Consider the following 16,679-nt stretch of genomic DNA (forward strand, 5'->3'; position numbering starts at 1 on the left):
TCACCCTAACGCGAGCGGTCCCGCCGCACCCTGCGCCAATAGCCGGCCCAGCCGCCTTCCGGCCTTGCCGCCGGCCGGGGCCGGACGGCGAGCAGGGCGGCCACGACGGCGGCGACCTCCTCGTCGGTCGGGTTGCCGCGGACAACGGTCGGCTCGGTCATCCCGCCAGCGTAGGCTTTCCGCCCGTGCCATACGAGGAGCCGCTGGACGCCGTCGAACTCCGCGCTGCGCTGACCGGGCTCGGCTCGCTCTGGCGCGACGTGCAGGTGATCGCCGAGACCGGGTCGACGAACAGCGACCTGGCCGAGCAGGCGAGGGCCGGGGCACCGTCCGGCACCGTCCTGATCGCCGAGCACCAGACCGCCGCCCGGGGTCGGCTGGGCCGCAGCTGGACCGCGCCGCCCGGCACGGCGATCGCCCTCTCGCTGCTGGTCCGGCCCGAGGTCCCGGCGGGCCGCTGGACCTGGCTGCCGCTGCTGACCGGGATCGCCGTGAGCGAGTCGCTGCGGCGGGCCGCGAAGGTGCCGGCGGACCTGAAATGGCCGAACGACGTCCTGGTCCGGGACCGCAAGATCTCCGGCATCCTGGCCGAACGGGTCGAACCCGCCGGCGGCGCCGAGACCCCCGGCTGCGTGATCGGGGTCGGGCTCAATCTCGGCCTCACCGAGGACCAGCTGCCGGTGCCGACCGCCACCTCGCTCCGGTTGCAGCCGGACGCCGCGCCGGTCAGCCGTACGACGATGATCATCACGGTGCTGACCGCGTTCGCGCTGCTCTACGCCGAATGGCGGGACTCGGCCGACGACACCGCGCTCGCGGCGGCCTACCTGGCCCGGTGCGGAACGGTCGGCCGGCGGGTCCGGGTGATCCTGCCCGGGGCCGAGGATGTGGTCGGCGAGGCGGAGGCGATCGACACCGACGGCCGGCTCGTGGTGCGGACCGGGTCCGGCCGCCGTACCTTCGGAGCAGGCGACATCGTGCACCTGCGCTGATGCAGGCATTCGCCCAGGTGTGTCACGATGGGCCGCATGGGATTACCGGCCAAGCTGCTGGGCGCCGACGAACACGTCGTGCTGCACATGCGGACCCATGGAAAAGCACTGATCCTGCCCGCGCTCGCCCTGGTGCTGTGCGGCGCGCTGATCGGAGTGGGGCTTGCCCTGATCCCGATGGACTTCCGGCCGGTCGGCCAGTACTTCATCGTCGCCATCGGGCTGATCCTGATCATCTGGTGGTCGGTGATCCCGTTCCTGAACTGGCTGACCCGGACCTACACGGTCACCAACCGGCGGCTGATCACCCGCTGGGGCATCCTGAACAAGATCGGCAAGGACCTGCCGCTGATCCGGATCAACGACGTCTCGTACGAGCGCAGCCTGCTGGACCGGATGCTCGGCTGCGGCACCCTGAACATCCAGACCGCCGCCGACGCCGGGCCGATCGTGCTCGACGACGTGCCGGACGTCGAGCGGGTGCACGTGGTGATGACCGAACTGCTCTTCGGCACCGGCGGTCACGACCAGGGCACCCTGCCGGCCGAACCGCCGGACCGGGACTCGGACACGTGACGCAGCCGGTGGCGACCCGGCCGGCCGCCGAGCACGTCACCGAGCTGATCTTGAACCGGGCCGAGGCGCTGAACGCGATCTCCACCGCGATGGCCGAATCGATCACCGAAGCCTGCGCCCGACTGGCCGAGGACACCGCGACCGACGTCGTCGTGATCACCAGCGCTTCGGCCAAGGCGTTCAGCGTCGGCGCGGATCTCAAGGAGCGGGCCGGGTTCAGCGATGATCAACTCGCCGGGCAGCGGCCGGTGCTGCGGGCGGCCTTCGCTGCCGTACGGGAGCTGCCGATGCCGGTGATCGCCGTCGTCGAGGGGTACGCGCTCGGCGGCGGCTGCGAGCTGGCCCTGGCCGCCGACCTGATCATCGCCGGAGCGGACGCCACCCTCGGGCTGCCGGAGACCTCGGTCGGACTGGTGCCGGGCGGCGGCGGCACCCAGGCCCTGCCACGCCGGGTCGGCCCGGCCCGCGCCGCGGAGTTGATCTTCACCGGCCGGCGGGTGCCCGCCGACGAGGCGGCCCGGATCGGGCTGGCCGACCGGGTGGTCCCGGCCGGCCAGGCGCGCGCGGCGGCCCTCGAGGTGGCGGCGTCGATCGCGGCGAACTCACCGCTCGCCGTACGCGCCGCGAAACGGGCTCTTCGCGACGGCGCCGACCGGCCCTGGGCCGAGGCGCTCGAGATCGAGGACCAGGCCTGGCGGACCGCGGCGTTCTCGGCCGACCGGCGCGAGGGCGTCGCCGCCTTCGTCGAGAAGCGGCGGCCGGAGTGGGTCCGATGACATCCGAGGCGGCCGACATGTCCGAACCCGCGGAAGGTCCTGAACCAAAGGGGGCCGAGCCGATGCCGCTGGGCACCCAGCTGTTCCGGTTCGTGGCGACCGGCGGCCTGTCCGCGGTGGTCGACTTCGGCTCCTGGACCCTGCTCACCCTGCTCGGCGTGAACGTGTCGCTGGCCAAGGCGGTCGGCTTCGTGCTCGGCACCACGACCGCGTACCTGATCAACCGGCGCTGGACGTTCAAGGCGACCCACTCGGCCCGCCGCTTGGTCGCCGTCTTCGTGCTCTACCTGGTGACGTTCTTCCTCAACACCGGCCTGACCCTGCTGGTGTTCTGGGCCGTGCAGCGCTACGGCCCGCCGGAACTGCCGCAGCTCGGCGCCCAGGTGATCGCGTTCGTGATCGGCCAGGGCGCCGCGACCACGGTCAACTTCCTGGTCCAGCGCCTCCTGATCTTCCGCATCCGCTAAACCCCCAACGCCGACCGGGCACGAAAGCAGGCGTTTCGGCGGCGTGTCGCTGCGCTGGTGCCCAGTCGGCGATCGGGATCGGGGAGCGGGCCGGGCGCAGCATCGGGACCAGGAGCGGTTGGGGTCCCGGTTCCGGTCGCCAGTAGTCTGACCGCGTGCCGGAAGCTGTAACGCCAACTCGTCCTTTCATCGTCGGCATCATCGGCGGCGGCCAGCTGGCCCGGATGATGCATGCGGCCTCGATCGGGCTCGGGATCCGGGTCCGTCTGCTGGCCGAGGGGCCCGCCGTGTCGGCGGCCCAGGTGGTCGGTGACGTGACCGTCGGTGACTACACCGACCCGGAGACCGTCCGCTCCTTCGCCGCGGGCTGTGACGTGATCACCTTCGACCACGAACACGTGCCGACCGGGCTGCTCCGCGAGCTCGAGGCGGCCGGGATCCAGGTACGGCCCGGACCGGCGGCCCTGATCCACGCGCAGGACAAGGCGATCATGCGGGAACGGCTGACCGCGGCCGGGATCCCGTGCCCGGTCCACCAGGTGGTGGCGGACCCAGCCGCGCTGCAGACGTTCGGCGACGAGCACGGCTGGCCGGTGATCGCGAAGACCTCCCGCGGCGGCTACGACGGCAAGGGCGTCTGGAAGATCGACACCGCCGCCGAGGTCGGGATCCCGTTCGAGGGCTTGACCGACGGGATCCAGATCGTCGCCGAGGAGTACGTCGCGTTCACCCGGGAGCTGAGCGCGCTCGCGGTCCGCTCGCCGTCCGGGCAGGCGGTCGCGTACCCGATCTCGGAGTCGGTGCAGCGGGACGGGATCTGTGTCGAGACCGTGACGCCGGCGCCGGGACTGACCGAGCAGCAGGCGATCGACTGCCAGCGGCTCGCGCTGACCGTCGCCGCCGAACTGGAGGTGGTCGGGCTGCTCGCGGTCGAGCTGATGCAGCGCGACGACGGCTCGGTCGTGGTCAACGAGCTCGCGATGCGGCCGCACAATACCGGCCACTGGACCATCGACGGGTCGCACACGTCGCAGTTCGAGAACCACCTGCGGGCCGTGCTCGACCTGCCGCTTGGCGACCCCTCGGCGCGGTCGCCGTGGACCGTGATGACGAACGTCCTGGGCGGCACCGTCGAAGATCTTCCGTCGGCGCTGCTGCACTGCTTCGCCCGGGATCGCCGGCTCCGGGTCCAGTTGTACGGCAAGGAGGTCAAGCCGGGCCGCAAGGTCGGCCATGTGGCCACCTACGGTGATGATCTTGCCGACGTACGGAAGCGGTCCCGGCACGCCGCCGGTTATCTGATGGGAGATCCGGATGCCTGACGTCGTGCCCAGAGTCGGAATTCTGATGGGGTCGGACTCGGACTGGCCGGTGATGCGCGCCGCCGCGGAGGCGATCGCCGAGTTCGACGTGCCGTACGAGGCCGACGTCGTGTCCGCGCACCGGATGGTCGACGCGATGATCGACTACGGCCGGACGGCGCACACCCGCGGCATCGAGGTGATCATCGCCGGGGCCGGCGGGGCGGCCCACCTGCCCGGCATGCTGGCGTCGCTGACGCCGCTGCCCGTGGTCGGGGTGCCGGTGCCGCTGAAATACCTGGACGGGATGGACTCCCTACTGTCGATCGTGCAGATGCCGGCCGGGGTTCCGGTGGCCACGGTGTCCATCGGGAACGCCCGCAACGCCGGCCTGCTCGCGGTCCGGATCCTGGCCGCCGGCGATCCCGTACTGACCGAGAAGATGATCACGTTCCAGGACCAGCTCCGGGCCGCCGCCGAGGCGAAGGGGGAGCGGGTCAGGTCCGACCGGCCGGAGGCCTCATGACCGGACCCGTGTTGATCACGGGCGGCAGCCGCGGGATCGGCGCCGCGACGGCCCGGCGGCTCGCCGCGGACGGTCGCGATGTCGTGATCACGTACGCCAGCCGGGCGGCCGACGCCGACCAGGTGATCAACGACTGCCGGGCGGCCGGCGTCTCCGCGCACGCGCGCCAGGTCGAGCTGACCCGGCCCGGTGCGGTGGACGAACTCTTCGGCTGGCTGGATGCCGAGCTCGGCCCGATCGGCGCCCTGGTGAACAACGCCGGCGTGGTGTCGCCGGGCGGACCGGTCGCCGACTACGACAGCGAGCGGGTCCGCCGGGTGATGGAGATCAACGTGGTCGGCGCGTTCGCGATGGCGACCGCGGCGGCCCGGCGGATGGCCCATGATCATGGCGGCGCCGGCGGGGTGATCGTCAACGTGTCCTCCCGGGCGGCGGTGCGCGGCGGCGCCTTCGAGTACGTCGATTACGCCGCCAGCAAGGCCGCGCTGGATGCACTGACCGTCGGGCTCGGGCTGGAACTGGCCCGGCAGGGCGTCCGGGTCGCCGGCGTGCGGCCGGGCGTGATCGACACCGAGATCCACGCGCCGGGCCGGCTGGAACGGGTGGCGCCCGAGATCCCGCTGGGCCGGGCCGGCACCGCCGACGAGATCGCCGCCGCGATCGCCTGGCTGATCAGCGACGACGCCTCGTACGTCACCGGAACGACGATCGACGTCGGCGGCGGCCGATGATCTCCGAGGCGCTGGCCGGGGTCGGCCTGCTGGGCCGGGGTGCCCGGATCATCCTGCGGCGGCCGAAGCTGTTCCTGCTCGGCGCGCTGCCCGCGGTGATCACGTCGGTGCTGTTCCTGGTGGTGCTGATCGTGCTGCTGTTCCGGGTCGACGAGATCGTCACCTGGCTGACGCCGTTCGCGGACGCGTGGGGGACCGGCTGGGCCACGACGATCCGGATCCTGGCCGGGGTCGCCCTGATCGCCGGCTCGATCCTGCTGATGGTGATCAGCTTCAGCGCGCTCACGCTGGCCGTCGGCGCCCCGCTCTACGACCAGATCTCCGAGGCCGTCGACGAGTCCGAGGGCGACGCGCCGCCGTCGCGGGAGGAACCGCTCGGCACCCAGGTCGGGCGGGCGATCCGGCAGGCGGTCGCCTTGATCATGATCTCCCTGGTCGGCGCGATCGTGCTGTTCGCGATCGGCCTGGTCCCGGTGGTCGGCAACGTCGTCGGCGCCGTCCTGTCGGCCCTGTTCGGCGGCTGGATGCTGGCCACCGAACTGATCGGCTCGGCCTGTGAACGGCGCGGCGTGATCACGCTGGCCGGCCGGCGGGCCGCGATGCGTACGGCGCGGGCCAAGGTGTTCGGCCTGGGCGTCCCGACCTTCCTGCTGCTGTCGCTGCCGCTGGTCGCGATCTTCGTGTTCCCGATCGCGACCGCCGCCGGCACCCTGCTCGCCCGCGAACTGCTGCCCGCCGAGGAACGGCCGCGGTGATCACGGTCCACGTCGACCGGGACTCGGTCGCGATGGGTGACGACGTCCTTCCGCACGTCGTCGCCTGGGAGTTCGACGACGACGCGACGCCCGGCGACGTGCTGGTGCGGGTCCTGGCGGAGGGCTACCTGGCCCGGGTCGCCGGCGAGGTCGCCTGGGCCTTCGAGGTCGGCGCCTTCGACCTGGACCGCTACCCGGACTTCACCGCGCTGCGGCCGCGGCAGACGCTGACGGCGGCCGTCGTCCTGCAACCCGGACCCGGTCAATGGTCGGCCCTGCCGCTCCGCGGCCGGGTGCTGGCGCAACCCTTCCTGGGCCGGCCGGACTGGGCCGCCGGCGACCGCGAGTTCGCCGTGAACTTCCATTACGCGAGCGAAGGGCAGGTATTGGACCTGCCGTCCCTGACGGGCCGGCTGGGTACTCACGCTCCCTGAGCCTGTCGAAGGGCAAGCCCGATCTGGCCTGGCGCTTCGACAGGCTCCGCGCGCGTCGGGGCCTCAGCGGGCGCGGCCCTCGGCGAGCATCGCGACCGAGGCGGCGACCCGCTTGGCCCGGGTCTCCGGCTTCTTGGCCCCGGTCACCTGCAGGACGTGCCAGCTCTGCTTGCTGTACGACAGCGAGGCGAAGAACGCCTTCGCGGCCGGCTCCTCGGCCAGCGCGGCGGCAAGTTCATCGGGCACCTCCACCGTCCGCTCGGCGGTGTCCAGCTCCACCTCGACGTCCAGCACGTCGCCGGCCGCGACCCCGGCCTCGGCCCGCCGCTCGGCGCTGACTCCGAGCAGGAAGCGGCCACCCATCCGGGCGATCGAGGTACGGAACTCGTACCCGGGAATCCGGACCACGACCTTGGGCCGCTGGCCGCCGCCGAGCGCGCTGACGATCTCTTCGGACACCTCGAAGCCGGCCGTGTTCTTGCCGGTCGCCTCGAGTTCGGCGCGGAACTTCATCGTGGGCTCCTCTGCTGAGCGGCGTTCCTCACGATAGACCGGCGGAATCGCCGGAACTCAGCGGCCGCGACGGATACGGCGGAGATGGAGGTCGTCGATCCGGCCGGTCACGATCGGCACCAGGGCCCAGAGCACGAAGGCCCACCGGCCGGCCAGCGCATAGACCGGAATGGAGACGGCGAACGCGGCCGCCATCGGCACCACCCGGCGCAGCGTGGACCGCAGCTGGGCCGGATCGTGACTGGTCAGCATCAACTTGTGCTTGATCAACTGCAGCACCAGCAGCGCGAACACGGTGAACTGCAACGCCTGCGCGCCGGCGTAGACGGCGAACCGGAGCGGGTTGTTCTCGCCGAGGCTGATGATCTTGGTCGTGAACGGGGTGATCACGATCAACAGCAGCCAGAGCAGGTTGAGCTGGATCAGCCGGGCGTTCACGTCGCGGACCTGGCGGAACACCCGGAAATGGGTCGACCAGTGGATCGCGATCACCAGGAAGCTGATCAGGAACGCCAGGTACTCGTCGGCGTGGGCGGAGAAGAAGGTGATCATCTCCGTCATCTGCTCGCCCGAATCGCCGGTGAGCTCCTCCGGGACGGGCAGTTCCAACGCCAACAGGGTGATCGCGATCGCGATCACCGCATCACTGAAGAAGGTGAGTCGCTCGGCGCCGGACGTCGCCTCCTCGGACCGCAGAGATTCAGGCACCCGGCGATCCTCTGACCCGGGATCGAAGCGCCGTCGGCACAGCGGACCCCGGTAGATTGGCGGCATGACGGTAGCCCAACAGGCCGAAGGGGCTCGGGTCGCGGCCCGGGTGCTGAGTTCGGCGACCCGGTCGGCGAAGGACGCCGGCCTGCACGCGATGGCCGACGCGCTGACCAAGGCGGAGACGGCGATCCTCGACGCCAACGCGCTCGACGTACGGCGTGCCGAGGAGTCCGGCACCAGCGCGGCCCTGATCGACCGGCTGCGGCTGACCCCGGACCGGATCGCCGGGATGGCCGAAGGACTGCGGGCGCTGGCCGACCTGCCCGACCCGGTCGGCGACGTGGTCCGCGGCTGGACCAACCCCAACGGCGTCCAGGTCCGGCAGGTCCGGGTGCCGTTCGGTGTGGTCGGGATCATCTACGAGGCGCGGCCCAACGTCACCGCCGACGCCGCGGGCATCTGCCTGAAGTCCGGCAACGCGGTGCTGCTCCGCGGCTCGTCCAGCGCCGCCGACTCCAACGCCGCGATCGTCACGGCGCTGCGGGCCGGCCTGGCCGACGCGGACCTGCCGGAGGATGCCGTACAGCTGGTCCCCGGACCGCGGGAGGTGACCGGCGAGCTGATGGCGGCCCGCGGGCTGGTCGACGTGCTGATCCCGCGCGGCGGCGCCGGACTGATCGAGACCGTGGTGACCCAGAGCCAGGTGCCGGTGATCGAGACCGGCACCGGCAACTGCCATCTCTACGTCGACCGGTCGGCCGACCATGATCAGGCGATCCGGATCATGATCAACGCCAAGGTGCAGCGGCCCAGCGTGTGCAACGCGCTGGAGACCCTGCTGGTGCACGCCGACACCGCGGATTCCTTTGTTCCGAAGGCGTTGCAGGCTCTGGCCGAGGCCGGAGTCACGGTGCACGGCGATGACCGGTTCGCGTCCTACGGCGATCAGGTGGTGCCGGTGACGGAGACCGACTTCGCGGAGGAGTTCCTGTCCCTCGACCTCGCCGCGGCCGTGGTCGACTCGCTGGACGGCGCACTGGCCCACATCCGGCGCTACAGCTCCGGTCACAGCGAGACCATCGTCACCGACTCGCAGACGGCGGCAAACCGGTTCGTGGCCGAGGTCGATGCAGCGGCGGTGCTGGTCAACGCGTCCAGCCGGTTCGTCGACGGTGGCGAGTTCGGGTTCGGCGCCGAGATCGGAATCTCCACCCAGAAGCTGCACGCGCGGGGCCCGATGGGGCTGCCCGAGATGACCTCCACGAAGTACGTGGTGAGCGGCGCGGGCCAGATCCGCGGGTGACGATGCACGGAGCCGTCGCCGGCACCGGTAGAGTTCCGCTCATGCTGTTTGGGTTGACCGCGCTGGAGACCGAGGTCCACACGGAGTTGCCGATCCCGGCCTGGGGCTTCGGTGTGCTCGCTTTCGTCTTCCTCATTGTGCTGCTGCTGATCACGCTGGCCATCGGCAAGGGCCGAAGGCACAGCTGAACCTGTCGTGTCGGAGAACCATCGGTCGGCTACTGGACTGGCTCGCGATCCCGGCGAGCCGAACGGTCGGCACTACCGGCTCGGGGTGATGGGCGGAACGTTCGACCCGATCCACCACGGTCACCTGGTCGCGGCCAGCGAGGTCGCCAGCCGGTTCGGCCTGGACGAGGTCGTGTTCGTCCCGACCGGCCAGCCGTGGCAGAAGTCCGACCGGGACGTGTCCGGCGCCGAGGACCGCTACCTGATGACGGTGATCGCGACCGCATCGAATCCGCGGTTCACGGTCAGCCGGGTCGATGTCGAGCGGCCCGGGATGACGTACACGGTGGACACGCTGAAGGATCTGCGCGCCGAACGGGGCGACGACGTCGACCTGTTCTTCATCACCGGTGCGGACGCGATGGCCCAGATCCTCACCTGGCGGGGTGTGGACGAACTGTTCGAGCTGGCGCACTTCGTGGCCTGTAACCGGCCCGGCGTGGAGATCGATCCGGCGATCACGGCGGGGCTGCCGAAGGACCGGGTCAGCATGGTGTCGATCCCGGCGCTGGCGATCTCGTCCACCGACTGCCGGGCGCGGGTGGCCGACGGCGAGCCGATCTGGTACCTGGTGCCGGACGGCATCGTGCAATACATCCAGAAACGTGGGCTCTACCGTGAGCCCGCGCAGGAGAGGCGATCATGACTGCAACCGACCGAGCGATCGAGCTGACCCGCGCCGCGGCGCAGGCCGCCGTCGACAAGCTCGGCACCGACCTGATCGCGTACGACGTCTCGGACCAGCTGGCCATCACCGACGTGTTCCTCGTCGTGACGGCCGGCAACGAGCGGCAGGTAGGCTCGGTCGTCGACGGCGTCGAGGAGGCCCTGCGCGACCTGGACGCCAAGCCGGTCCGCCGGGAAGGTGATCGCCAGCAGCGCTGGGTCCTGCTCGACTACCTCGACCTCGTGGTGCACGTCCAGCACACCGAGGAGCGCCAGTTCTACGCGCTGGAACGACTCTGGCGGGACTGCCCGGAGATCGACCTGGACATCGACGAGCGGCGCTGAGCGTACGCGACACGGAGGGGGATTCATGACCGCGAGCCGGATGATCATCTGGCGACACGGCCGGACCGAGTGGAACGCCACCGGTGTGATGCAAGGGCAGGAGGACATCCCGCTCGACGAACTGGGGCAGCTGCAGGCCAAGACCGCGGCCCGCCTGGTCGCGACCTACAACCCGACCTCCCTGTACGCCAGCGATCTCTCCCGGACCCGGCAGACCGCCGAGGCGCTGGTCGAGGTCTCCGGCCTGAAGATCAACTTCGAACCGCGGTTGCGCGAGATCCACGTCGGCAGCTGGGCCGGCCTCAGCCATGATCAACTGGCCGAGATCGACCCGGAGGCCGTGGTCAAGATCAAGTCCGGCGAGGACGTACGGCGCTCGGAGACCGGCGAGGACCACCGCGAGGTGGCGACCCGGGTGGTCGAGGCGTTCACCGAGATCAGCGAGGCCGAGCCGGACGGCTCGATCGTCGTCTGCGCCATGCACGGCCTGGCCGGCCGCCTCGGCATCGCGGCCTTCCTCGGCCTCCCCGAGGAACACTGGAACCTGCTCCGCGGGATGGACAACTGCGCCTGGGCAATCCTCGACCGGCAGCCCCTCGGCTGGCGTCTGACCGGCTACAACCTGACCGGCCTGACCGACGTCCCGGACCCCGTCGCCCCGCTGGATCCCAAGTCGTGATCTGATTTCGCCTCCGCGGGGTCGGCACGCTAGTATTTCCGAGTTCTCACGGGCCGGCGGGTCGGACCGGGGGAGCAATCCCAACTAGGGGCTATGGCGCAGTTGGTAGCGCGTCTCCATGGCATGGAGAAGGTCAGGGGTTCGAATCCCCTTAGCTCCACGTAAGAATCGAAATTCGAACCCTGCCCCAAGTCATGACTGGGCAGGGTTCTTTCGGTCTCTGGGCTTTGACCGCGGCTTGCCGTGCTGTTGAGGATCGTGGCGATGGGTTCGGCCTGCGTGACGGTGATGTTCTCCTCATCGTCGACGACGATCCTGGTGAAGAGTGCTCGGTTGAGCATGCGACGTTCGGCGGGTCGGCTCTTGCGGTAGAGGTCTGCGAGGTCGCGGAGTAGGTCGAGGATGGAGTCAAGGCCATCGCGGGCGCGGTTGTGGGCGGTGCTGAGCATTTCGAGTCGGCTGGTGGTGGCTTGCAGCGTGGTACGGATGCGCTCCTGCTCGGTTTTGAGGAGGTCGAGCGGAATCGCGTCGGCGTAGTGGGCTTGGAGCAGCTTGACCTGCTCGGCTTCGAGCTTGGTCTTCTGTGTGGCGAGAGCGGCGCGTTCGTTGGCAGATGTTGCTTCGAGGGATGCGAAGACCGTGTGGAGTGTGCTTCGGATGCTGTCGATCTGCTGGTCGGACAGGCTGATGGTGGTGTAGGCATGTTCGACGCGTTGTTCGATCCGGTGGGCGAGGATCGCGGGTCGGCTGCAGGTGGTGCGCTTGAGCCGGCGGCCGGTGCAGGTGAAGTACTCGTAGGTGGTGCCGTGTCGGTTGCGAGGTCGTTCGAACATGAGCTTGGAGCCGCAGGAGCAGTAGAGGCTGCCTTTGAGGTAGTGGTCGTACTTCTGTGGGCGGTCGGCGGCGGCGTTGTTCGCGGCGAGCGCGGTTTGGACTCGGTCGAAGGTTTCGGGGTCGGTGAGCGGGTCGTGGCTGCCGGGGTAGGTGACGCCGCGGAAGGTGACGATGCCTTGGTAGTAGGGGTTGGTGAGGATTTTGTGCAGTTGCTTCGGGGTGATTGATTTCGCTGGCTGGGTTGGCGTGGGCCGGGTGGTGAGTCCGCGGATGGTGAGTTTACGGGCGAGCTTGGAGAGTGACCAGGTGCCGTCGGCGTAGGTGGTGAAGGCGTACCTGATCGCGTCGGCGCGGTCGGGGTCGAGTTGGATGGTGCGGATCTCGCGGCCGTGTGGGTCGGTGGTGCGGACGTTGAGGTAGCCGATGGGGGCCTTGGTGGGGGTGCCGCCGATGGCTGCTTTCTGGACCATGCCTTTGGTGACTTCTTGGCCGAGATTGAGCGAGTAGAACTCGGCGATGGAGGCCATGATGCCGTGCATGAGCATGCCGGACGGGGTTTCGTCGATGTTCTCGGTGACGGAGACGAGGGTGACGCCTGCGTCACGCATGGCGGCGTGGATGGTTGCGTCGTCGAGCCGGTTCCGTGCGAGCCGGTCGATCTTGTTGATGATGCAGTAGCGGACGGGGTGTTCGGCGATGTAGGCGAGCATGTCTTGCAAGGCACGGCGTTTGGCGGTCTTGGCGGATTCGCCGGGTTCGATGAATTCCTTGACGATGACGGCGCGGAGCTGGGCGGCCTTGCGGGCGTTGGCCTCGCGTTGGGCGGGTATGGAGAGCCCTTCCTCGAGCCCGTTGCGGGTGGCTTGGTCCTTTGTGGAGACACGGAGATACGAGATCGCGGGAACCAGCTCTCCCAACTCCGGCTCCGCAGCCTGTGGTTCGGAGGTGGCCCGGGCCAGAGCTCGCAGCGTGGCGAGGTCGATTCCGGTGGGAAGACTCGTTGTGCTCATGATCGTGACCGCCTTTCGACAGGTCCGGCTCGCGGCCGGGTATCGAGGCACCGAAGGCGGTCATGTGTGGGTCGAAGAGAACACTTCGCCTTGAAGATCAGCTGCAGGGCGAAGTTGGTCGGTGCCGGGCGCCGGGTGTGCTGTTCGGTCTCATGCTAGCGACCAGGTGCAAGGAGTTGCCGCAGCTCGTCGCCAACTGATGGTGCCTTGCCGGGTTCGATGGCGTGTAGGGCATGGCGGATGAGGACCTCGGCGACCTTGGCGGCATCGACATGATCTCGGTGCTCGAATCGAACGGTGATGTGCCGGTCGGCCGCGGGCCGTCCGGTGTGCTTGTGATGGCGGACCGTCACGGGACCGTCCGGCTTGTCGGTTCGCGCGTGTCGAGCGTGGCAGGGAAGGCTTCCTCGGCTTCTCGTCGGGCCTGGACTTCGGTGAGGACGAACTGGACGAAGTCTTCATCGCGGTCGGTGATGGTGACGGATTCCGTGGTCGGGGTGAGGGACTCGCCGGGCCAGATGGTCTGGCGGGTGGGTCGGTCCTTGTCGAGGCGGGTGCCGGCGGTGGCGGTCCAGTCGCGGAGTCGTTGGCGGGCGTCGGCGAAGTCGCGGTGCCAGCCGATGGGTGCGGAGGCGTGTTGGTCTGGGTCGTAGGCGGCGAGCCAGTGCGAGTGGAGGGCGCTGAGTTCCCAGACGAGTTCGGGGTGGCGGTGCCACAGGGGAGGGATGACGCTGGCGGGGAGACCGTAGGTGTGGCGGAGCCAGTCGACCCAGGTGTTGAGTGCCAGCCACTCGGCTTCAAGATCATCCGCGCTGAGCAGGTCCCAGTTGATTGGCCGCGGCGGCTCGGGAGGGCCGGCCTCTAGATCGAGGGGCCGTTCGAAATCATCGGGTTCGTTGAGGAGTTGCATGATCATTCGCTGTCGTCACACGCCCATGGCAGGGGTGCTGGGTTGGTGGTCGGGTGGTGTCGGGGGCTGGAACGGCGTCGTGTGACGGTTCATGGCGGTGCTGTCGTGGCCCGTGGCTTGGCGGGGTGTGCGGTCGACGGTGTAGCGGGTGCGGGCGGTGTCGTGGCCGATCTTGCGGGCGACGAACTCTTCGCCGTCGATCTGTTGTCCGTCGCGTTCGTATTGGAAGGTGTTGATCTTGCCTTCGGCGACGAAGCTGTCGCCTTTGGCGAAGCGTTCGTGGGCGCGTTGAGCGCTGGCGTTGTAGAGGACGAGGTTGCTGAAGGTGGGTTCGAGTTTGGTGAAGGTGTCGTCGGGTTCGCGGCGGTAGTGCTCTTGGCCGAAGCGGGCGTAGAAGCGGGCGATGCCGTTCTCGGTGTAGGTGAGGCGTGGTTCGGTGGCGATGAAGCCGGAGATGGACTGTTGGGTGTGGATGGCCATCACGTTCCTCCTGGTCGTCGGTGAGGGAGGTCACCTGGTGGACGTCCCCTGTGGGGGAGGTGCGCCCGTGTGCCCCGTTGGCCGGTCAGGAGGCTCGGGTTGCCGGAGGAGGTTCTCGATCGCCTCACGGTCGATGTTGAGCTGGGCAGCGTCGGCTCGCTTCGGCCAGGCGCGGAGGTTGGTCACGATCGGCGGCACTGCCCGGAAGAGGGTGATGGCCGTGCCGAACGGGAGGGTGCGGAGTTGGTTGGGCGGCAAGATCGGGACGCGGCGGATGGAGCGTTGGTGAGAGCGGGTGCCGTGGTCGCCGAGGGTGATGGAGTCGGTGTGTTCGTCGCGTTCACCGATCAGGGTGGAGAGGTCTTGGAGGTCTTTGGTGTTGGAGGCGCCGCCGAGGATGATCTTGACGATGCTCGCGTCCCAGATCGCGTTGGTGGCGTTCTCGTTCCATTTGTCGCGGGCTTGGGCGAGGGATTGCAGGACGGGCAGGCAGGTGATGCCAGTGCCGCCGCCTTCGGCCATCAGCGTCGGCAGCGAAGGTAGCGGGGCAAGGTTGCCGATCTCGTCGAGGGCGAGCAGCAGGGGTGGGTCGAGGCGGGCGCTGGGGGATCGGGCGGCGCGGCGGCGGGCGGTTTCGACGAGGTCTTCGATGAAAGCGGAGACGAGGGCTGCGCTGTTGCCGGCTCCGGCGCCGGTGGCGAGGAGGTAGAGAGTGCCGCTGGAGGTGAGGAATTGCTCGGGGTCAAAATCATTGCCGGGTTGTGGACTGACGGCGTCGAGGACGCGGGGGTCGGCGAGGGCGCTGAGGGCGAGGCTGACGCCTTGCCAGATGGAGTCACGGGTGCGTGGGTCGGCGTCGATCATGGCTTCGAGGGAGTCAGCCCAACCGTTAGCAGCGTCGGCGTGGTTGGCAAGGATGGCGACGGCGTCGGCGGCGGCGGTCGGGTCGAGGGTCCACCGGAAGAGTTCGCTGGGCGGGCGGTGATCGAGGGCGGCGGCGTGGAGCAGGGCTTGGAGCGCTGTGCGGGTTTTCCCTTCCCAGAAGCCGCCGGCATCGACTCCGCCGGCGGATAGGCCAGTGGCGGCGGCGAGTCCGGTGGCGCGGATCATCGCGGTCAGCGGATCGTGGCACCCCCGGATGGGTGACCAGCGCAGGCCGGCGGGCAGCCCCTCGGCGAGGTGTTGTGGGTCGAACACGGCGACGGGGCCTTGGCTTTGGCGGGCGCGGAGGGTGGTGGTGAGGTTGTCGGGGCGGGTGCTGGTGGTGACAACGGCGCCGGGCGCATCCAAGATCGCCGGGATGACGACGTGCAGGCCCTTGCCGGAGCGGGGCGGCCCGATCAGGAGGATCGAGTCCTCGACGCTGGCCCAAAGCTGTTGTCCGCGGGAGGTTCCGAGCGGGTAGCCGACGTCGTGCGGCTTGGGGTCGGTGAGCGACGGTCTCAGCGTTTTGGCGCGTTTGAGCAGGACCGCGGCGGAGGCCGCACGGGTCACCTGCTGCTTGGTGGCGGTGCCGGCGGCGCGCCGGGGATCAGTTTCGATGTCGCGCAGATGGCGGCGCCACCGCATCCAGGTCCACGCGGCGACGAAGCTCAAGCCGATCAGCAACATGGCTGTCGTAGCCCAGTAGCTGATCGGGTTCAGACCATCGATGCCGAGCGCTTGGCCAGGATCGCCAGGATTGAAGAGTGCAGCGAGCCCGGCGGACGGTCCGCCGGTGGGTTGGGTGGTTCCGGTGAGGAAAGCGGCGACGGAGCCGGCGCCGCGCAGGATGAGGGCGAATCCGCAGAAGCCGACGAATCCGATCATGGCGATGTTGGTGAGTTCCTCGCCCGCGGTGTTGCCCTGCCGTTGCCCGTTCACGGAAGTCGCCTGGTCATGACGACGCCAGAGACGCGGCCGATGATCATGATTTCGGGAGCCCCGCGGAGCAGCTCGGCTTCGATGCGGAGATGACCGCTGCCGTCCGGTCCGGCAGCGGTCTCGGCGACTACGGCGGTGACCGCGATCTCTTCGCCTGCGACGAAGCCGGAGCCTGCGATATCGATCAGGCTTGCGGGCTCAGGTTCCGGAGTTTTCGTTGCCGATCGTGGTTCAGTTGCTAGCGGGGGCGGCTGGGCTGTCTTGGTGTCGGCCGTCGTGCGGTGCTTGGGGATGATGTCGGTGAACGTCGTGCCGTTGGTTTCGTGGATCTCAAGCCGGATGGGGATGCGGCGGTGGTGGGTGAGAGCGTCGATCAGCCCCGCGAAGGTGGAGCGTGTCCAGGGCTCGGAGTCGTCGCGGGCGGGGAACGGTCGTCCGTCGACGGTCACGTCGAGCGTGCCGGGCTCGGCCACCGTGATCACGACGAGCGGCAGCGCCGTCGGCGCCTTCTCTGCCGATGTCGCGTCAGGCTGTCGGGAGGGGACCTTGTGGTCGGGGCGCGTCATGCCGTCCAGGTGCG

General features: G+C 69.4%; 21 protein-coding genes, 1 tRNA gene and 1 pseudogene. 15 read left to right on the forward strand and 8 right to left on the reverse strand.

Annotated elements, in window-relative coordinates:
- Positions 1–5 precede the first annotated feature (5 nt).
- A complete protein-coding gene (locus ACFQU4_RS09860; RefSeq protein WP_377490335.1) occupies positions 6–161 on the reverse strand; it encodes an acyl-CoA carboxylase epsilon subunit in 156 nt (51 codons plus the stop codon).
- Positions 162–185: 24 nt separating this feature from the next.
- Here ACFQU4_RS09860 and ACFQU4_RS09865 point away from each other — a divergent pair, with 24 nt between their 5' ends.
- From ACFQU4_RS09865 to ACFQU4_RS09905, 9 genes are all read left to right on the forward strand, one after another.
- On the forward strand, positions 186–992 hold the full coding sequence (locus ACFQU4_RS09865; RefSeq protein ID WP_377490338.1) for a biotin--[acetyl-CoA-carboxylase] ligase: 807 nt from the start codon (positions 186–188) through the stop codon (positions 990–992).
- Positions 993–1,028: 36 nt separating this feature from the next.
- A complete protein-coding gene (locus ACFQU4_RS09870; RefSeq protein WP_377490341.1) occupies positions 1,029–1,568 on the forward strand; it encodes a PH domain-containing protein in 540 nt (179 codons plus the stop codon).
- Complete coding sequence (locus tag ACFQU4_RS09875; RefSeq protein ID WP_377490344.1) at positions 1,565–2,344, forward strand: enoyl-CoA hydratase/isomerase family protein; 780 nt, start codon at positions 1,565–1,567, stop codon at positions 2,342–2,344. The genes ACFQU4_RS09870 and ACFQU4_RS09875 overlap by 4 nt, the downstream gene beginning before the upstream one ends.
- Positions 2,345–2,406: 62 nt before the next feature.
- Positions 2,407–2,811, forward strand: coding sequence for a GtrA family protein (locus tag ACFQU4_RS09880; RefSeq protein ID WP_377490347.1), 405 nt, complete (start codon positions 2,407–2,409; stop codon positions 2,809–2,811).
- A gap of 155 nt (positions 2,812–2,966) precedes the next feature.
- On the forward strand, positions 2,967–4,133 hold the full coding sequence (locus ACFQU4_RS09885; RefSeq protein WP_377490350.1) for a 5-(carboxyamino)imidazole ribonucleotide synthase: 1,167 nt from the start codon (positions 2,967–2,969) through the stop codon (positions 4,131–4,133).
- Positions 4,126–4,638, forward strand: coding sequence for a 5-(carboxyamino)imidazole ribonucleotide mutase (gene purE / locus ACFQU4_RS09890; protein WP_377490353.1), 513 nt, complete (start codon positions 4,126–4,128; stop codon positions 4,636–4,638). The genes ACFQU4_RS09885 and purE overlap by 8 nt, the downstream gene beginning before the upstream one ends.
- Positions 4,635–5,369 carry an SDR family oxidoreductase gene (locus ACFQU4_RS09895; protein WP_377490356.1) on the forward strand — a complete coding sequence of 245 codons (735 nt, stop codon included), beginning with the start codon at positions 4,635–4,637 and terminating at the stop codon, positions 5,367–5,369. Before purE ends, ACFQU4_RS09895 begins: the two co-directional genes overlap by 4 nt.
- Positions 5,366–6,124 (forward strand): EI24 domain-containing protein, encoded by a 759-nt coding sequence (locus tag ACFQU4_RS09900; protein WP_377490359.1) that lies wholly within the window; start codon positions 5,366–5,368, stop codon positions 6,122–6,124. The genes ACFQU4_RS09895 and ACFQU4_RS09900 overlap by 4 nt, the downstream gene beginning before the upstream one ends.
- Complete coding sequence (locus ACFQU4_RS09905; RefSeq protein WP_377490362.1) at positions 6,121–6,558, forward strand: hypothetical protein; 438 nt, start codon at positions 6,121–6,123, stop codon at positions 6,556–6,558. The genes ACFQU4_RS09900 and ACFQU4_RS09905 overlap by 4 nt, the downstream gene beginning before the upstream one ends.
- Positions 6,559–6,621: 63 nt before the next feature.
- Here ACFQU4_RS09905 and ACFQU4_RS09910 read toward each other — a convergent pair whose 3' ends face one another.
- A complete protein-coding gene (locus ACFQU4_RS09910; protein ID WP_377490365.1) occupies positions 6,622–7,071 on the reverse strand; it encodes a YdeI/OmpD-associated family protein in 450 nt (149 codons plus the stop codon).
- Positions 7,072–7,128: 57 nt separating this feature from the next.
- Complete coding sequence (locus ACFQU4_RS09915) at positions 7,129–7,779, reverse strand: TMEM175 family protein (protein ID WP_377490368.1); 651 nt, start codon at positions 7,777–7,779, stop codon at positions 7,129–7,131.
- Positions 7,780–7,843: 64 nt separating this feature from the next.
- Between ACFQU4_RS09915 and ACFQU4_RS09920 the strand changes: the two genes are divergently transcribed.
- The 6 genes from ACFQU4_RS09920 (at position 7,844) to ACFQU4_RS09945 (ending at position 11,162) form a co-directional block, all read left to right on the forward strand.
- On the forward strand, positions 7,844–9,085 hold the full coding sequence (locus ACFQU4_RS09920; protein WP_377490371.1) for a glutamate-5-semialdehyde dehydrogenase: 1,242 nt from the start codon (positions 7,844–7,846) through the stop codon (positions 9,083–9,085).
- 41 nt (positions 9,086–9,126) lie between these two features.
- Complete coding sequence (locus ACFQU4_RS09925; RefSeq protein ID WP_377490373.1) at positions 9,127–9,273, forward strand: hypothetical protein; 147 nt, start codon at positions 9,127–9,129, stop codon at positions 9,271–9,273.
- A 7-nt stretch (positions 9,274–9,280) separates the two neighbouring features.
- Positions 9,281–9,958: a nicotinate-nucleotide adenylyltransferase gene (gene nadD / locus ACFQU4_RS09930; protein ID WP_377490376.1), complete on the forward strand. Its 678-nt coding sequence runs from the start codon at positions 9,281–9,283 to the stop codon at positions 9,956–9,958.
- Positions 9,955–10,323 (forward strand): ribosome silencing factor, encoded by a 369-nt coding sequence (gene rsfS / locus ACFQU4_RS09935; RefSeq protein ID WP_377490378.1) that lies wholly within the window; start codon positions 9,955–9,957, stop codon positions 10,321–10,323. The genes nadD and rsfS overlap by 4 nt, the downstream gene beginning before the upstream one ends.
- Positions 10,324–10,348: 25 nt before the next feature.
- On the forward strand, positions 10,349–11,002 hold the full coding sequence (locus ACFQU4_RS09940; RefSeq protein ID WP_377490381.1) for a histidine phosphatase family protein: 654 nt from the start codon (positions 10,349–10,351) through the stop codon (positions 11,000–11,002).
- An 87-nt stretch (positions 11,003–11,089) separates the two neighbouring features.
- Positions 11,090–11,162: transfer RNA gene (locus ACFQU4_RS09945), tRNA-Ala, on the forward strand.
- Positions 11,163–11,760: 598 nt separating this feature from the next.
- Here the strand turns inward: ACFQU4_RS09945 and ACFQU4_RS09950 are convergent.
- The 5 genes and pseudogenes from ACFQU4_RS09950 to ACFQU4_RS09970 form a co-directional block, all read right to left on the reverse strand.
- Positions 11,761–12,846, reverse strand: a pseudogene (locus ACFQU4_RS09950) (recombinase family protein); the annotation flags it as partial.
- A 349-nt stretch (positions 12,847–13,195) separates the two neighbouring features.
- On the reverse strand, positions 13,196–13,756 hold the full coding sequence (locus ACFQU4_RS09955) for a hypothetical protein (RefSeq protein ID WP_377490548.1): 561 nt from the start codon (positions 13,754–13,756) through the stop codon (positions 13,196–13,198).
- A gap of 15 nt (positions 13,757–13,771) precedes the next feature.
- Positions 13,772–14,236: a single-stranded DNA-binding protein gene (locus tag ACFQU4_RS09960; RefSeq protein ID WP_377490384.1), complete on the reverse strand. Its 465-nt coding sequence runs from the start codon at positions 14,234–14,236 to the stop codon at positions 13,772–13,774.
- A 30-nt stretch (positions 14,237–14,266) separates the two neighbouring features.
- Positions 14,267–16,045, reverse strand: a complete 1,779-nt coding sequence (locus ACFQU4_RS09965; protein WP_377490551.1) for a type IV secretory system conjugative DNA transfer family protein — start codon at positions 16,043–16,045, stop codon at positions 14,267–14,269.
- A gap of 50 nt (positions 16,046–16,095) precedes the next feature.
- Positions 16,096–16,665, reverse strand: a complete 570-nt coding sequence (locus ACFQU4_RS09970) for a hypothetical protein (protein WP_377490387.1) — start codon at positions 16,663–16,665, stop codon at positions 16,096–16,098.
- Between the last annotated feature and the right edge of the window lie 14 nt (positions 16,666–16,679).

Origin of the sequence: Microlunatus sp. GCM10028923 (genome assembly GCF_042666975.1) — a bacterium.
Taxonomy (GTDB): Bacteria; Actinomycetota; Actinomycetes; order Propionibacteriales; family Propionibacteriaceae; genus Microlunatus.

What these genes read in the sequence shown, in the direction of transcription:
- ACFQU4_RS09860 (WP_377490335.1), bottom strand. Translation starts at nt 161, where the DNA reads ATGACCGAGCCGACCGTTGTCCGCGGCAACCCGACCGACGAGGAGGTC.
- ACFQU4_RS09870 (WP_377490341.1), top strand. Translation starts at nt 1,029, where the DNA reads ATGGGATTACCGGCCAAGCTGCTGGGCGCCGACGAACACGTCGTGCTG.
- ACFQU4_RS09880 (WP_377490347.1), top strand. Translation starts at nt 2,407, where the DNA reads ATGCCGCTGGGCACCCAGCTGTTCCGGTTCGTGGCGACCGGCGGCCTG.
- purE (WP_377490353.1), top strand. Translation starts at nt 4,126, where the DNA reads ATGCCTGACGTCGTGCCCAGAGTCGGAATTCTGATGGGGTCGGACTCG.
- ACFQU4_RS09895 (WP_377490356.1), top strand. Translation starts at nt 4,635, where the DNA reads ATGACCGGACCCGTGTTGATCACGGGCGGCAGCCGCGGGATCGGCGCC.
- ACFQU4_RS09900 (WP_377490359.1), top strand. Translation starts at nt 5,366, where the DNA reads ATGATCTCCGAGGCGCTGGCCGGGGTCGGCCTGCTGGGCCGGGGTGCC.
- ACFQU4_RS09910 (WP_377490365.1), bottom strand. Translation starts at nt 7,071, where the DNA reads ATGAAGTTCCGCGCCGAACTCGAGGCGACCGGCAAGAACACGGCCGGC.
- ACFQU4_RS09920 (WP_377490371.1), top strand. Translation starts at nt 7,844, where the DNA reads ATGACGGTAGCCCAACAGGCCGAAGGGGCTCGGGTCGCGGCCCGGGTG.
- ACFQU4_RS09925 (WP_377490373.1), top strand. Translation starts at nt 9,127, where the DNA reads ATGCTGTTTGGGTTGACCGCGCTGGAGACCGAGGTCCACACGGAGTTG.
- rsfS (WP_377490378.1), top strand. Translation starts at nt 9,955, where the DNA reads ATGACTGCAACCGACCGAGCGATCGAGCTGACCCGCGCCGCGGCGCAG.
- ACFQU4_RS09940 (WP_377490381.1), top strand. Translation starts at nt 10,349, where the DNA reads ATGACCGCGAGCCGGATGATCATCTGGCGACACGGCCGGACCGAGTGG.
- ACFQU4_RS09955 (WP_377490548.1), bottom strand. Translation starts at nt 13,756, where the DNA reads ATGCAACTCCTCAACGAACCCGATGATTTCGAACGGCCCCTCGATCTA.
- ACFQU4_RS09960 (WP_377490384.1), bottom strand. Translation starts at nt 14,236, where the DNA reads ATGGCCATCCACACCCAACAGTCCATCTCCGGCTTCATCGCCACCGAA.
- ACFQU4_RS09965 (WP_377490551.1), bottom strand. Translation starts at nt 16,045, where the DNA reads ATGATCGGATTCGTCGGCTTCTGCGGATTCGCCCTCATCCTGCGCGGC.
- ACFQU4_RS09970 (WP_377490387.1), bottom strand. Translation starts at nt 16,665, where the DNA reads ATGACGCGCCCCGACCACAAGGTCCCCTCCCGACAGCCTGACGCGACA.